The following is a 15,111-nucleotide window of genomic DNA, read 5'->3' as shown; positions in this document are numbered from 1 at the left end:
TGTTAATCGCTGTCTGTTTAGTAAGGTTGTTGTATGCATTCAATAAAACGCTGGGTTATAGGCCTTTTACTGCTTCTATCCCCTTTTGCTATCGCAGAGCCTGCGAAGAAAAACGACTGGCTGATAAAAACATCGAGTTTGATGTCTCTGCCCACAGAGTTTGATTATCACGTCATTTACCAGTTTAAAAACGGCGATTACCTGTTACGAACAGACGAAGAAAATCTGTTGAGCGTTGCCAATACACTCTTTTCCCTCACAGACATTGAATACATCCAATCAGACCTACCTTTAGAGAAACGACGAGATAGTTCACCCCGTTTAGCCAGTGCAGAAAACTCTCAAGATTTTCTTTCCAATGACGGATTCACTGCGCTCACGCAAACACAAAGACAATGCGACACTGCGCCCATCGCAATCATCGACTCGGGCGTAGATACGCTCCACCCTGCGTTTTATGACGTCCATTTTGATCATGCCTATGATGCCATCAAAGAAACCAACGAAACGATTGATGGTTACGGACACGGCACCCATGTTACCGGTTTAATCGCAGCGGCTCGCTCAGCAAGTGCACCAGCATTAGAAGGTGCATGTACATCCGCAACCATCTACCCAATACGCTTTCTAGACAACTTCGGCGGTGGAACAATGGCGGATGCAATTCAAAGCATTCAATGGGCAATCACACATGGTGCCCGAGTGATCAATCATTCTTGGGGAATATCTGTCTCCAATGCCGCTCTGGATGACGTGATTTCAGATGCTGACGCACGCGACATTATTCAAGTCGCCGCAGCCGGCAATTATGGACGCGACCTCAGTGTTTCAAATTTTTATCCTGCCACGTATTCGCAAACACTGTCCGGCGTCATCAGCGTCGCGAATTGGGACAACACGACACAACACCTCTATCCGCTAAGCAACTATGGCAACACCACTGTCGATATTGCCGCGTCAGGCACCGATCTTCTCAGTGCACTGCCTAACAATGGTAGCCGAGCCATGACAGGTACATCAATGGCTGCCCCCTTAGTCACCGCCACCGCAGCAATGCTTCGCCATCAAAACGATGCACTTCTCGCCGCTGACATAAAAAACCATATTCTTCAGACAGCAAAAGCCGAGCCTTCGCTCACTCACACCACCATTTCAGGTGCGCGACTCAACGCAAATAACGCGCTAAACACCCCCATTCACCGCGTCGCGATCAGCAGTGCTACCTTTTCTGATGACACACTCGTTATTGCAGGAAGGGGGCTTAACAACATAGTTCACTGGGAGTATGTGTCGGCCACACGTCCTCAGCGCTATGCCCCCCTTTCTAACGCAGGCACAGACGATAACCTCGTCGTTTTCCCCGTAAGAACTTTACCTGCGGGCTGGATCACTGCCATTGATAATGACAACGTTGAGCACTCTCTCTTTATCAAACCCACACTGATGGCACCACAGTCACTCAACTTACTGGAAGATGATGGGGTCAGCATTTTGACCTGGCGAGGCGTGACATTTGCTGAGCATTATCGCGTCGAAGTGGCGAATAGCCATGGCGAATATACATTCAAAGAAAACGTCCCCGCCCCTTCTAACCAATATACCCTCCCCGTGGGAGGAGACATTTCGGCGATTCGAATACGCGCCGAATATGCGTACGCCACAGTGAATGATCGCCAATCTATTGCCGATGCCATCCATACATCTGCCTATACTCACTTGCAGATCGCCCAACACACCAACACAAAAACCCTTCAACTAGGCAGCATTCCCAAGGGATCGGATGCCTACGTGATGTTAGGGGATCTCGACATCAGTGAGCCCAGCGCAGTCACAGTAGCCGACTCGGATGCACCACTTTTTTCAGGAATGACAGAACAGAAACTCGACATTAATACCGCAACAACAGGCGCTAAACAGAGCATCATTCATGCCTTGCACAACAATGCACTTTCTACTTGGCAATTCGCCGGACAAATCGACGAGTCAAAGGAATGGAGTATCCCGTTAACAAACAACAATACGCTTTCAGCTGTCTCCACGGGAGCAACACTCAACAGCTTTTTTGAATACGACGATGTTTACTCCCTGAGATTAACGGCAACAGAAAAGACAGAATCTCTCTTATTGACGCTCACACAGAGCAGCAATACAAAAGAACAAAAACCAACGTCAATTTACATGAATGGTGAAAAAATCTCGTCAACGTCCATACGTCAAACGAGGGCGCAAACCTTATTGAACCTACCACTGAACAAACAAAACACAGAGTACGTGATTCGCTTTACGATGACGGAAAGTACCGCAGGTAACGTCGGCGCTGTTGCCTCGGATAGCCGGTGTTTCATCGCAAGCCTGGTCTTTTCCGACAGCCCTTATGTCCTCAAACACCTCAGGGCATTTAGGGACCACGTATTGTTAAACCTGCCATTTGGCGACTCCTTGGTCACCGCGTATTACGTGCATTCGCCGTTCTGGGTGAACACCATTCAACATAATCAAAGCGCTATCTTTGTCATTCAAATCACCCTTTTATTTTTCTTTTATCTGTTACCGCTCTTGTTGCTGATGGGTCTTTACAGAAAAGTCATGCACCCAAACAACCAGAAGACGCGGAATTCAACGAGTTTGTGCATACGTTAATGTTTCCACCATACAAAAATGGGCCAAACACTGGCCCATTTTCGCATTAAGGTGAAACTGATATATCTATATTTTTCATATTGTTACAACCAATATCTCCAGCCTGATTTATGACAAAAAATTGGCGTGTATTTTTGACACCTCAGTCGCAATTATTAGCCACTGCATAAGAGTGGTCATAAATAACCCATAGAATAACCCACATCCTAGAGAGCGAAAAACTAACAAATCTAACGCCTCATCTAGACAACAAAACATACACAAACAACTCAGTTAGGCTTAGGTATGACTATGTACACACCTTATATCGGTGCTTTTGCATTATCGTTTATTTCACTCTATCTATTTAGAAAGTTGGCATATCGAATAGGGCTCGTTGATATACCAACAGGAAGAAAACAGCACCAAGGCGCAGTCCCGCTTGTAGGCGGCCTCACCGTATTTTCTGTGGTCTCCACCTATCTTGTTTTCTTTGTCCCTTTTTACCCCGCAAGCGTGGTTTTTTTGGCATCTATTGCCTTATTAACACTCATTGGCGTATTGGATGACAAATACGATGTGAGCTATAAAATCCGCTTCTTTATTCAGATATTACTCGGCATCGTCATGATTGCCTCTGTCGACGTTGAACTTGCATATCTGGGCAATATGTTTGGGTTTGGCATATTACAGCTCGGTGTGCTTACTTACCCAATCACGGTATTGGCGGTCATTGGTGCCATAAACGCGTTCAATATGGTGGACGGTATTGATGGGCTGCTTGGCGGCCTGTCAATCGTCACTTTTGGTGCGTTAGCGTATTTCTTCTCTACAGCAGGGGTTTGGGAGCTTGTTCAGCTTTGCCTCGTTGTTATTGCGGCACTGATCCCCTACATCATGATGAATTTGGGGATTTTTGGTAAGAAGCGAAAGGTTTTCATGGGCGATTCAGGGTCAATGATCATTGGCTTCATGGCGCTGTGGTTAATCATTAAAGCCTCACAGCCTGATTTTGAAGCCGCCATGCGTCCAGTAACTGCCCTATGGATCATTGCGCTACCGCTAATGGACATGGCTGCCATTATGATCCGACGTATCCGTCGAGGCGATTCCCCTTTCAAACCAGACCGCGAACACTTACACCACATTTGCCAACGCGCAGGGTTAAACCCAATTCAAACCTTAACCGCCATTTGCACGCTGGCATTGATATTTGCAGCAATCGGTATCATTGGTGAAAACACAAACATTCCTGAGTACGTGATGTGTTTTGCTTTTGTTGCTACTTTCGGGCTCTACTTCTTTGCACTCAGCCACATCTGGCGACTACTCACCTTTGTCCGTCGTCTGTTCGGGAAAGAAGCGCTTGTCTACCAGAACGAAAGCTAACTGTTCGTGTTAACAATGAGCCTTTGAGTTGCTCACACAGAGTAAGTAACGCAAAGGCTTAATCCAATCCAAACAAATCCCGCGTATATACCTTGTGTTTGACGTCTTCTAATTCGAGCGCCATCCGATTAGACACAATCACATCTGCTCTATCTTTGAATTCCGCTAAATTCTCCACAACGTCAGAGCCATAAAACGCATCTTCTTCGTACACTGGCTCATACACAATAATCTCAATACCCTTGGCTTTAATTCGCTTCATCACACCTAGGATTGAAGAGGCTCTAAAGTTATCTGAACCACTTTTCATGATCAGCCTGTAGATCCCCACAACGCGCGGTTTTTTCTCCAATATCGCATTGGCGATAAAGTCCTTTCGGGTTCGGTTTGCATCGACTATCGCGCCAATGATGTTATTGGGCACCGCTTGATAATTCGCTAGCAGCTGTTTAGTGTCTTTTGGAAGGCAGTAGCCCCCATAACCGAACGAAGGATTATTGTAATGGTCACCAATTCGCGGGTCTAAGCACACCCCTTCAATGATTTCGCGCGATTCCAACCCCAGCGCCTCGGCATAAGAATCCAGTTCATTGAAATACGCCACACGCATTGCAAGGTAGGTATTAGAAAAAAGCTTTACCGCCTCGGCTTCCGTCGAATGAATAAATAACACCGGCACATCGTCACGCTCAGCACCCTCAATCAGCAAATCAGCCACCAGCCTCCCTGCATCATTTTGGGCACCAATAATGATACGAGAAGGGTTGAGGTTGTCTTTTAGCGCTTTGCCCTCGCGCAAAAACTCTGGGGAAAACAAAAGGTTTTCAGTTTGATAAGTCTCTTTGGCAGATTCGGTAAAGCCCACAGGCACTGTCGACTTAATCACGATAATGGCATCAGGGTTCACACTCATGACCTGCTGAATGACCGTTTCTACCGAAGACGTATTAAAGAAATTAGTCGTAGGGTCGTAGTCGGTTGGTGTCGCAACAAACACAACATCTGCCCACTCATAAGCAGCGTTGCTGTCCAAAGTGGCGTAAAAGCGTAGGTCTTTCTGAGTAATAAATACTTCGATATCAGGGTCTGAAATGGGCGAAAAGCCCTGATTAAGCATATCGACTTTATTGGGGACAATATCAACCGCAACCACATCATGATTCTGTGCAAGTAACATGGCGTTAGATAACCCGACGTAGCCCGTTCCTGCTACCGCTATCTTCATTCACTCACCCCATAAAAAAACAAATTAAAAGCACATCCAACTGCTTTTTGTTCTGCCTCTTGCGTTCATCCACAAGGGCAAAATCTCGATTTATCTTAAATATAGGACATGAAGAAATTCTGACGTTTATTTTGAGGTTTGATGACGCTGACGAAGAGAGGAAAGAAGGAGGGAAAGTGGATAAACAGAAAGCACTGCAACAACATTCACAATTGCATCACTGACGCTACCTTCACGGCCTTGCACCCAATAGGTTTGCGCAAACTCAGAAAAGATACCAAGCGCTAAGAGCGTTAACCACGCCAGACATCGCTTACCTGCACCGAATGAATATACAAGCCAACCACTGAGATGGAAAAGCGCGAAATGAAACAGCCAGTCACCATGACCGAAGAAAAAATGGCTGCCTTCCAAGTTAATGGCAGAAAGCCCTATACCTGTGAACAAAGAACTGACGCCCAAAAATGCAATAAAAAGTGCAGAGATATAGAGGGCGAGAGATAGACGTGATTGTTTCAAGAAATAAGAATCCTTGTGTAGGAGCAGGAAGTGCAGGAGGAGCAGATCCTAGGTCATAGATCCTAGAAAAAAAAGCAAAACTGCCCCCCTTGAAAAGTGGAAGGAGCTAAAAGTAAAAGCCCGGCACGTCCGTTCCGCCATGTTTGCTTTTTTCTAAATTCTGCCCTTTCTCTTATCTCGTCCCTGCTCTTCCTCGAACCTGCTCTACGAGTTACTTATCCGGATAACCATTCGGGTTGTTAGACTGCCAGCGCCAAGTATCAGTCACCATGTCATCTAAAGAGTGCGTGGCTTCCCAGCCCAGTTCAGCGCGCGCTTTTGCAGGGTCAGCCCAGCATTCTGCGATATCACCAGGGCGACGTGGTGCAATCTTGTACGCGATTTCCTTACCGCTCGCTTGGCTAAAGGCAGCGACCATTTCCAGTACGCTTTTACCATCGCCCGTGCCGAGGTTATAAATGTGCAGACCTGCTTTTGGTCCCACTTTGTCTAGCGCAGCCAAGTGACCATTCGCCAAGTCGACAACGTGGATATAATCACGTACACCACTGCCATCTGGCGTTGGGTAGTCATCACCGAACACAGACAAAAACTCACGACGGCCAACAGCGACTTGAGAAATAAACGGCATGAGGTTGTTCGGAATGCCTTGCGGGTCTTCTCCCATTTCACCGGATTCGTGCGAGCCAACAGGGTTGAAGTAGCGAAGTAGCGTAATGCTCCAATCAGGGTTTGCTTTGTGGAAGTCTGTTAGACACTCTTCCACCATCAACTTGCTGCGACCGTAAGGGTTAGTCGCAGACGTTGGGAAATCTTCACGAATAGGCACAGACGCAGGGTCGCCATATACGGTTGCTGACGAGCTGAAGATGATCGACTTCACACCGGCATCACGCATGGCATCAACCAGCACCAGCGTGCCATTCACATTGTTGTCGTAATATTCCAGCGGCTTCTCAACAGACTCACCCACGGCTTTCAAGCCCGCAAAGTGGATAACGGCATCAATGTTCTCTTTCTCAAAAATCGACGCGAGGAAGGCCTTGTCGCGAATGTCACCTTGATAAAAGGTCGGCATCTTGCCAGACAGCTTTTCGATGCGGTTAAGAACAGCTAACTTACTGTTGTGGAGGTTATCTACGAGGATCGGGTTAATACCCGATTCAATCAACTGCACACATGTGTGGCTGCCGATGTAACCCATCCCGCCTGTCACTAATACATTCATGTTTTATCCCAAAAATTATTGTCACTTTTCACTATTGAGCAGCATAGCAATACCAGCTCAATAATGCAGATTCCTTGGTAAGACGTAGAGAACTGTCGATAGAAATGGACATTATATCGTTTATCTCTAGATAGACGAACAACCTCTTCGGTTATTCCATTCTTTTTTAAGTGGTGATGAGATGCTAGATGCTAGATGCTAGATGCTAGATGCTAGATGCTAGATGCTAGATGCTAGATGCTAGATGCTAGATGCTAGATGCTAGATGCTAGATGCTAGATGCTAGATGCTAGAAAAAGCGTGAGGGTATATCCGGAGTATTGCAAATGGTAGAGAGACTTTTGCTTGAAAAAACATTGAACATTTGAGCTCTATTTCTTGACGCAGCCCTTCCTAGGCAAAAGGTACGCTATTTCAACAGAAACCACTAAAACATTCGGCTCCGAGCATTCCCCCCCAAACTCCCCCTTGGAAATAGGGACGGGCCAAAGCAAAAAACGCGACATCTCCGCACCGCAAGTTCTGCTATTCCCTGGTACTAGGGCCGTACTTCCTGCCCTTCCCCGCTCTTACCCCATACTCTTTTGCTTTTTAGGCGGCGTTAGAAACAGTTCATGCAAACAACCTGCGCAGTGTGCTTTCTGGTCATGACGATGTGTCAGGTTGCGCTCTACCCAGCTGCGTTTGATACGTACGAACCCAACCTTTTCCCCACAACTCGGACATTTGGTATTGCAAAACACTAACATTTGATTTTCCTCACAAAAAAACAAGCACGAACCTAACGCGCCCCAAAAATTTAGGCAATTAATAAATTGGCAAAAAATCAGAATATCGATCACGCTCAAATAATGTGATATTCAGCCCAAATAAAAGCCCTGAAACTCATAACAAGCGTCAACATCTCGTCACAAAACAGCAATGCGTCAAAGTACAACACTCTCGATGACCAACAAGATAGACAGAAGATTAGGTAGGGCACTCCGCGTAGAACGGAAAGCTCCCGAGAGCACTTCTGCGCTATCACGCGTTTTCAATATCCCCAGCGATCGTGAAATAGCATTAGAGGGCGCAGCGCTTATTCACATCTTCGTCATTTAGCGCATGAATATTGAAAAGAAGAAAAGGTAATAACATACCGCGACTGTTGCAAATTAATTGAATCTCTTCATTACAATGATCGCGCAGGTTCAAATGCTTGTTGCAAATAGCATTTCTTACATTCAGCTAATTCGAGTGAACAAGAAGAGCTATTATTCGACTCATCAATAAATAGCCACGCCATAAAGCTACTTATTCAGTTCTCTTTTATTTCCAAAAAAACCAATGAACGGCACCCCATACATTTGGCTTTTATTTTGTTACGTCGTAAAAAATGACGTTCAAAAAAACTTCTATTGATTCGATAGTACCCGGAAGTCTCCTGGCACTTTGGACATGGTATGGTTGGTAATATCAGCATTATTACGATCGCTACTTGGAATCATTCTCACAAAACCTAAGCGCTGCATTTCAACCCAAAGTCGTCAAACTAGATAGTTACAATTGTCACATGGCAATAAATTATAGAAAATGTAAGCGACTTACATTTTGAACCCAAGATGCAAAAAAAATTTACAATCACCTTTATTTCAATAATTTATGATGCAATAGTGCTTAACCTCGCCTCCCATTCACCTTTGATCTGCTGCGTGGCATCATCGGCACAAAAAACGAACACCGTGATCTCCCATAAAAGCATGAGCGAATAGACGAACATCAACCGTTAATGTAATTGATGTAATTATCACTCACACCTTAACCCGACGGACGCCAAACTTATTAAAACTGAAAAATAAAGTACATATATTATTTTTATACTCCTTCATTGACGAGATAAATATAGCAACCCATATGTCGATATTTTTTAAAGCACTGTTCACCGCCTTGATCATTTTAACCTTGTTTATTATTGACCCGCTTGGCATTCGTGTATCTGCAGAAAAACACTATGAAGACCATATCTTGAGGTTACTGTCTCCTTTCTTTAGCGACACAGTTTCAGATGAAATAACTGTCGTCCTTTTAGATGAAGCTTTCTTAGAGCAAACCAATACATTTCCCGTTAGCTATACCAATCTGGCTCGTTTATTAAAAGTCATTAATCAACACAAACCTGACGCTGTATTCTTTGATATATTGCAGCACCACGAACATTCCGAACGTCTCAGCCGCTGGTTGAAGGCATTAGAGCGCGCCAAAAGCCCTGTTTTTATGGCGAGCGATCCTGAATACGATACGCCGGATCGACTTAGTCAATCAGACTCCCTAAGGCGCAAAATTGCTGACGTTTCCTCTTTAGCTGCCGTTTCCTGGAGTGGCGAGAAGCACTACTACCCGATGCAGGTGGAAAGCCAAGGCAGATCAACCCCCAGCGTTGCGCATGCCATGTATGAAACATACTGCGAGAAACCATCGATTATCTGTGAACATAACGATGCACCGGGTAACCTTTCATCCTCAATGATTGTTCAATGGTCAAACACCTTCGACCCTCGGCAAAATCGCTATTTGTACGTTGGAGACAGTTGCCTCAAACAACCAGACTCTGCAATAGGCAGCATGTTCGACACCCTCTGGAGCCTATTAACACAAGGGCTGAGATCCGAGCAAGAACTCGATGACAGATTAAGAAAGCAATGTCCGCCGCTACTCACGCTTTCTGCCACATCACTCTTTGCACCTGGTGCATCAAAGTCACCCGAATTAAAAGAAGCACTCGAAGGGAAAATGGTGCTTGTGGGGTACCACCTAGGCGGAGGACTGGATACGGTGTTATCGCCCGTGCACGGAAAACTCCCCGGGGTTTTTAACCACGCCATGGCGCTCGAAAACCTCATACTCAAAGGTGGCGAGTACTGGCATGTCCCTGAGAATATTGGCGTATACAATCTTAGTATTGCCGACATTATCGAAATATCGATTCAGATCATCGTCCTATTTACAGTCATTTGGTATCGCTATTCCCACCTTGAAAATGGGCAAGCACATCGCAATCCCATTTCCGGTATCTGGCCCGTTTTGTTGATTGGGGGGCTCATCCTCGCATCTGTGCTTCTCTCGCACCTTTCTCTCGATCTTGGCGTGGCAAATTGGTATGCCCTGCCGCTTATCCTGATGCTCGATCTTCCCATCTTTCTCTACTTCTTACTCGAATCACTCAAAAAACGCATGCACACCATGAATCAACGCGCCCTGAGAAATTCGCGCGTTAGGTTTCGGTTAGCGAAGCGAAAGGTAAAACAAAAACACACCATCATTTTCAAGGAGGCAAAATGAAGAAAACCATCACACTACTGTCCACACTGTTGTTTGCACCCCTCGCGCTGAGTAACGCCAATGAAGGGGTAAAAATCCTCGCGTTTCTTATGGATGAAGTCGAGATCTGCGACAAAGATTATGCCTGTGCCGACATCGACAAGAAGCTGCTCCCTGACCCCGAGAAAAGTCCGATTTTTGTCACGTCATATGATGAAAGTGAAGGCATGCTGGAGTTTTTCCTGAACAACGACAAAAAATGGGTTCACCAAACCGAAGTCGAGCTCAATCAAAAAGCGGTCGCGTCAGTCATTTGCACGAATCAAAAAATCTCACGAAAAAGCGACAAAGAAGTGTTTGCCACATACGGATTAGGAGAGGGTTGCTGATATGAAAATGCACATACTCCCTCTCGCGTTAAGCACAGTGCTGCTCTCTGGGTGCGGCCTTCAAACCTTAACGGGCAGCACATATGCATCCTTTGACGGTAAGTTTATCGAACAAGAAACCAACACCCCAGTCGCCACTGATGCCGCTGGTAACCTGACAACTGATGATAAAAACACCACCGAGTTATCGAACACGCCAGCGAGTGAACACAACCATCAATCCCTGAGTAAGCTGCGCGCAGCGTCAGACAAAGACTTAGTAAACAACCCTTACGCACACCGCTACCTTAGCAGCATTCTCAACAATATATTGGAAGCATGGGACACACCGTTAAACACACCTATTTATGTCTCCATCACCACAGATCGTTCCTACACCGCGAGCGCCAGCAAAGACACAGTCATGATATCGCTCGGTGTGCTAGCAGATGCAGAATCTGAAGATGAGCTGGCGTTTATCATGGCGCATGAGCTCAGTCATATACTGCTCGAGCACAACGACACTAATGAGTATTTCAATAAGCAGAAAGCCTTAGTGTCTAAAGCGGCCAATGTGGCCATGGTCACCGCCAGCCTCTCAGACGTCAGCACCACCAAAAAGCCTGGCGGTTTGAAGGTTAACCTCAACACCACCAGCGAAACACAAAATCAAATTGGCGATATCTACAAAATGGGCCTCACCATCAACCGCTTAAGCCGTGATGTGATTAGCTCCTCCATGACGCGACTTGACGAAGACGAAGCGGATTTGCTTGCCATCGATTTGATCACCAAAGCCGGTTATTCCCCTTCGGTATACAAAGTGGTGATGCAGCGGTTGGAGAGCAGCCAGACATTTAACGATGAACAGCTAGCTGAAAAGAAAATGGAGTTCCAAAACTTCGTCAGTCTTGCATCCGATGCCAATAAAAACGTCACAGGCTTAAACAAAGAAACCCTTATGTACATGGCCGCTAATGAAGCATCTACCCGCTTACTCCAGGTGTTTGCAGAGCGACATAACTCCCCCAAAGAGCGGGAACTTGACCTCGCACACTATGTAAAACGTGAATACCGAAAAGAGAGAAGACGCCCAATTAACAGTGACGCCATCAATAAAAAGCTAAAGAAAGGCCATGCTGCAAACATGTCTAAAAACTACTGGTATGCATCAGAAGCGTTGCGAGCAGTAGAAGCAGGTTACCTTGATGAAGCAGAAAAGCTCGCCAAGCTGGCCGTACGCGGAAAAACCAAACACCACGCCTACCCACGCCTCGCCTTTTACACAGTCAGGGCGCAGCAGGGACAACACAAGAAAGCCCTCGCTAACCTGTCATTGATTAAACATTGGGATTACGCCTCCATCCAAACGTTTAATGCCGCGGCACAGGCATATCGCCAACTGGGGCAGCCGAAGAAAGCTGAAAACATCCTAAAAACCGCCGAGAAAAGCGTCGGAACGACACTGCCCTTCTATCCAGAATACATTCGTACCTACAACGCAATGAACAAATCAGCATTGGCGCAAAAAACGTTTGCTGCTTGCTCAGCATCATCAGAAGAAAACATCGTGAATCAATGTCATGAAGCCGCAGGCATCTCGCAAGAAACCAAAAAGCAAAAAAATGACGGTGGTGTCCTTGGCGTGCTCGATTCCGTCACCAATTTGATCGAGCTGTAACCAAACCACTGTGAAAAGAAAGCGCAGTATGGCTCACCGCTGCGCTTTCTTCTTTATACACCTAGCACCTAGCATAGGCGCTCACACCTTTCATTTACAAACCGTGATAATAATCATACATATCAGATAGTTGTAATTTGAAATCTTTTACAATCGATCTACTTATCGCCTCCCAAATTGTACATTTGCGCAAACTCGCAAATACATAATATTGGGCAATCAAGTCCATTTTCAACGATTAATAAGATGGCCAAAATAACCACTCCATCAACATGGAGTAACGTTCAATGAAAAAAACCACCCTCTGTCTAGCGCTCTTGTTAGCAGGCTGTGGCGGTGATGGCGGCAGCTCTACCGATACCGGTTCCGGTGGCGGAGAATCTTCGTCCAATACTGTTTCAGCAGACCAAGTGTTTGAACAGGCAACCGTCGTTAAAGATCCGACGACAGGTGTTAGCTACCAAGAAGTGAAGGTTGATGCAGGTGAAACCCTCATCGTCGAAACCACACCACAAGTGCCCTTTACTATCGCACAAGGCAAAGAAGCCCCTCAGCGATTGGTTGTGAAAGGCAATCTCACTATTTCAGCAAAATAAGGATGTAATGATGAATAAGTTCATGATGACAGGGCTGGCACTGCTGGTTTCATCAACAACAGTGGCTGCCGCCGACCACGCTGTATTGAATGTAGAAGGTGAAATTCAGATCAATGGTAAAACAATCATTGATCAAGAAGGCAACTGGACGGGAAACACCTCATCACCCGCAGTGATAAATGTTCTAGAGTATTTAAGTCCGACAGTCACGAAAGTAGAGTTAGTCAGCACCGTCGATTCAAACATGGAACATCACATGACATACAACCCGGCGACGGGCATGTCAGTGAAAGAGGAAACCGTATCAAATGGTAGCGTCGTCTGGTCCATGGAATGGTTTGAACAAACAGACACCAGCAACAAAGTGAGAACAACCAGTTCTTACGGCGAAGAGGTTTGTACCAAAGAGGTATTGAACACTTTTGCTGCCTCAACGTCATACCCTTCGGTTCCCGTAGGCACTCTAGCCGCCCGTGCTGATGTGCTTGATCAAGAGGTGACAGTAGATAATTGCTTCCCTGAAAATGTCGGAACAAAAACACCTATCAAAGACACCATGTCGATGATCGTCGCAGCTGAAATGACTTATCCTTTCGACGGACAAAACCTTGAATGTATTTACGCAAGTCAATTCCTTAGCTGGAAAAACGAATATCAAAACCGCGTGTACTGTAAAGGTGTTGGCCTTGTTGAAATGGGCGAATACAAATTGAAAGCCATCGTTCAGTAACCTTTCGCGGATCGAAACGTAGCCTCTAAAAGCGACAGTTTCCTGTCGCTTTTTCTTTTCAAGAGGGGGGGGCTTATACCCATATGTTTAAACGCGATGAGGTTCAACAACGAAAAGATAAGCACCTAAGCAGTATAAAGGACGCTCTGGATACCATAGTGCGCCTTTATACTGCGCGCCTGGTGTGTTAACCCTCTCATCGGACCGCATCAAGTAAGGGGAGGAATTGGTTACGTTTGCACTAAACCTGCATAATCACTTTGTCGTATCGACTGTGGCTATAACAGACATATCGCTGAACACATCCCTTTCTACGATCCACAATCAACCGATATCCACGCGGAAGAGAAAATCTCACAATGTGTTTATTACGTCTTAGCCGCCGACCTTCTTCCCGACAAATAGCGTCGCAGTCATGCCTTAGTTGATCACACAAATACCTGACACGCCGATAAACACACTTCGGTAGCCTGTCGCCCTTAAATTCAACGCCGCTATCAGTCATAAAGATAATAACCTTACACATACTTTCATCCCTCATTCGCTATCGTCGTAGCGACGTGCAAATTTTTCTGGGTGGAAGCCCGTTTCGGCCAAAGCCATGGCAATAGGAGTTGATAACAAAGAGCGGCTTTTTAAGTAGCCATCTTGCGTTCCCCCATTTTGATAGAAGCGCCCATCAGGGCTAACCATCAAATACGACCCCGTCATGGTGTCGTTGTTCTCAATAGACATGATTGATTGAACGCTTTGATGCCTTTTTACAAAGCGCTCGAACTCTTCATCCGTTACCGTCGGAATTGATTCAAAGACGGGCAATACACGCAGTACTTTCCATTTTGATGGCTGAAGTGAACGCATCACATCCGTCAAATTCTCATCGAGGTTGTGACGATTAACTACAGTATTTATTTTTAACTTTGTTTCTGGTGCAAACTGGCGAAGCTGTTGACCCATGCGAATTAGAGATGCTGATGATAAATAAGCACCAGAACGGGTCATTCTCCCAACGGATTGTTGTACATCTGGTTGGGAGGCATCGAAACTTATCCCTAGAAGCGCCATCTTTGCAGCATGTTGTTGAATAAAGTCATCATCAATCAAATGGCCATTGGTGATTAAAGACGTTTTAAACCCCAACCGTTGCGCCATATCAAGCGCATGAGTGAATCGATGTTTCAGCAACATCGGCTCACCACCGGCAAAGTTCAAGCGAACACTTTCATACCCGAGCGCATCTTGTATCGCGTTACTTTGCAGGAAGTGATCCGCCAAACGCTCAAGCAACATATCGACAGCCCCGTCAGTCTTGTGTATTTCGTGGGGTTGTTCCCATTTGGCATAGCAGTAGTGACAGTCGTAGTTGCAACGCTCTGTCATGTGATAATTGATAACAAGTTGTTTTGTTGTTTGATTTGCGCGGTGATTGTTGGATTTCATGACACTTCTCCTTAGTAAT

At 45.8% G+C, this 15,111-nt stretch carries 12 protein-coding genes; 7 read left to right on the top strand and 5 right to left on the bottom strand.

Annotated elements, in window-relative coordinates; translation table 11 throughout:
- Positions 1-33: 33 nt before the first annotated feature.
- On the top strand, positions 34-2,640 hold the full coding sequence (locus tag EQP46_RS08975) for a S8 family serine peptidase (protein ID WP_129493318.1): 2,607 nt from the start codon (positions 34-36) through the stop codon (positions 2,638-2,640).
- Between the two features lie 291 nt (positions 2,641-2,931).
- The gene (gene wecA, locus EQP46_RS08970; RefSeq protein WP_161972846.1) at positions 2,932-4,008 is read left to right on the top strand and encodes a UDP-N-acetylglucosamine--undecaprenyl-phosphate N-acetylglucosaminephosphotransferase; all 1,077 of its coding nucleotides are present in this window, start codon (positions 2,932-2,934) and stop codon (positions 4,006-4,008) included.
- Positions 4,009-4,066: 58 nt separating this feature from the next.
- Here the strand turns inward: wecA and EQP46_RS08965 are convergent, their stop codons facing one another.
- The 3 genes from EQP46_RS08965 to galE all read right to left on the bottom strand — a co-directional run bounded on the left by EQP46_RS08965 (position 4,067) and on the right by galE (position 6,980).
- Entirely contained in the window at positions 4,067-5,233 is a 1,167-nt protein-coding gene (locus EQP46_RS08965; protein ID WP_129493316.1) for a nucleotide sugar dehydrogenase, read from the bottom strand.
- 126 nt (positions 5,234-5,359) lie between these two features.
- Positions 5,360-5,752, bottom strand: coding sequence for a VanZ family protein (locus EQP46_RS08960; protein ID WP_129493315.1), 393 nt, complete (start codon positions 5,750-5,752; stop codon positions 5,360-5,362).
- A 211-nt stretch (positions 5,753-5,963) separates the two neighbouring features.
- Entirely contained in the window at positions 5,964-6,980 is a 1,017-nt protein-coding gene (gene galE / locus EQP46_RS08955; protein ID WP_129493314.1) for a UDP-glucose 4-epimerase GalE, read from the bottom strand.
- 1,893 nt (positions 6,981-8,873) lie between these two features.
- Here galE and EQP46_RS08950 point away from each other — a divergent pair.
- The 5 genes from EQP46_RS08950 to EQP46_RS08930 all read left to right on the top strand — a co-directional run bounded on the left by EQP46_RS08950 (position 8,874) and on the right by EQP46_RS08930 (position 13,652).
- The gene (locus EQP46_RS08950) at positions 8,874-10,298 is read left to right on the top strand and encodes a CHASE2 domain-containing protein (protein ID WP_129493313.1); all 1,425 of its coding nucleotides are present in this window, start codon (positions 8,874-8,876) and stop codon (positions 10,296-10,298) included.
- The gene (locus tag EQP46_RS08945) at positions 10,295-10,666 is read left to right on the top strand and encodes a hypothetical protein (protein WP_129493312.1); all 372 of its coding nucleotides are present in this window, start codon (positions 10,295-10,297) and stop codon (positions 10,664-10,666) included. Before EQP46_RS08950 ends, EQP46_RS08945 begins: the two co-directional genes overlap by 4 nt.
- A 1-nt stretch (position 10,667) precedes the next feature.
- Complete coding sequence (locus EQP46_RS08940; RefSeq protein WP_129493311.1) at positions 10,668-12,326, top strand: M48 family metalloprotease; 1,659 nt, start codon at positions 10,668-10,670, stop codon at positions 12,324-12,326.
- A 287-nt stretch (positions 12,327-12,613) separates the two neighbouring features.
- On the top strand, positions 12,614-12,922 hold the full coding sequence (locus EQP46_RS08935) for a hypothetical protein (RefSeq protein ID WP_129493310.1): 309 nt from the start codon (positions 12,614-12,616) through the stop codon (positions 12,920-12,922).
- A 7-nt stretch (positions 12,923-12,929) separates the two neighbouring features.
- Positions 12,930-13,652 carry a hypothetical protein gene (locus tag EQP46_RS08930; protein WP_129493309.1) on the top strand — a complete coding sequence of 241 codons (723 nt, stop codon included), beginning with the start codon at positions 12,930-12,932 and terminating at the stop codon, positions 13,650-13,652.
- A gap of 241 nt (positions 13,653-13,893) precedes the next feature.
- Here EQP46_RS08930 and EQP46_RS24615 read toward each other — a convergent pair whose 3' ends face one another.
- Together EQP46_RS24615 and EQP46_RS08925 are read right to left on the bottom strand one after the other, a co-directional pair.
- Positions 13,894-14,157, bottom strand: a complete 264-nt coding sequence (locus tag EQP46_RS24615; protein WP_420841372.1) for a ParE family toxin-like protein — start codon at positions 14,155-14,157, stop codon at positions 13,894-13,896.
- 32 nt (positions 14,158-14,189) lie between these two features.
- Positions 14,190-15,092 carry a viperin family antiviral radical SAM protein gene (locus EQP46_RS08925; RefSeq protein WP_129493308.1) on the bottom strand — a complete coding sequence of 301 codons (903 nt, stop codon included), beginning with the start codon at positions 15,090-15,092 and terminating at the stop codon, positions 14,190-14,192.
- Positions 15,093-15,111: the final 19 nt, after the last annotated feature.

Origin of the sequence: Enterovibrio baiacu (genome assembly GCF_004120195.1) — a bacterium.
GTDB lineage: Bacteria > Pseudomonadota > Gammaproteobacteria > Enterobacterales > Vibrionaceae > Enterovibrio > Enterovibrio baiacui.
The sequence above is the reverse complement of the archived record's forward strand: the minus strand, read 5'-3'. Positions and strand labels throughout refer to the sequence as shown.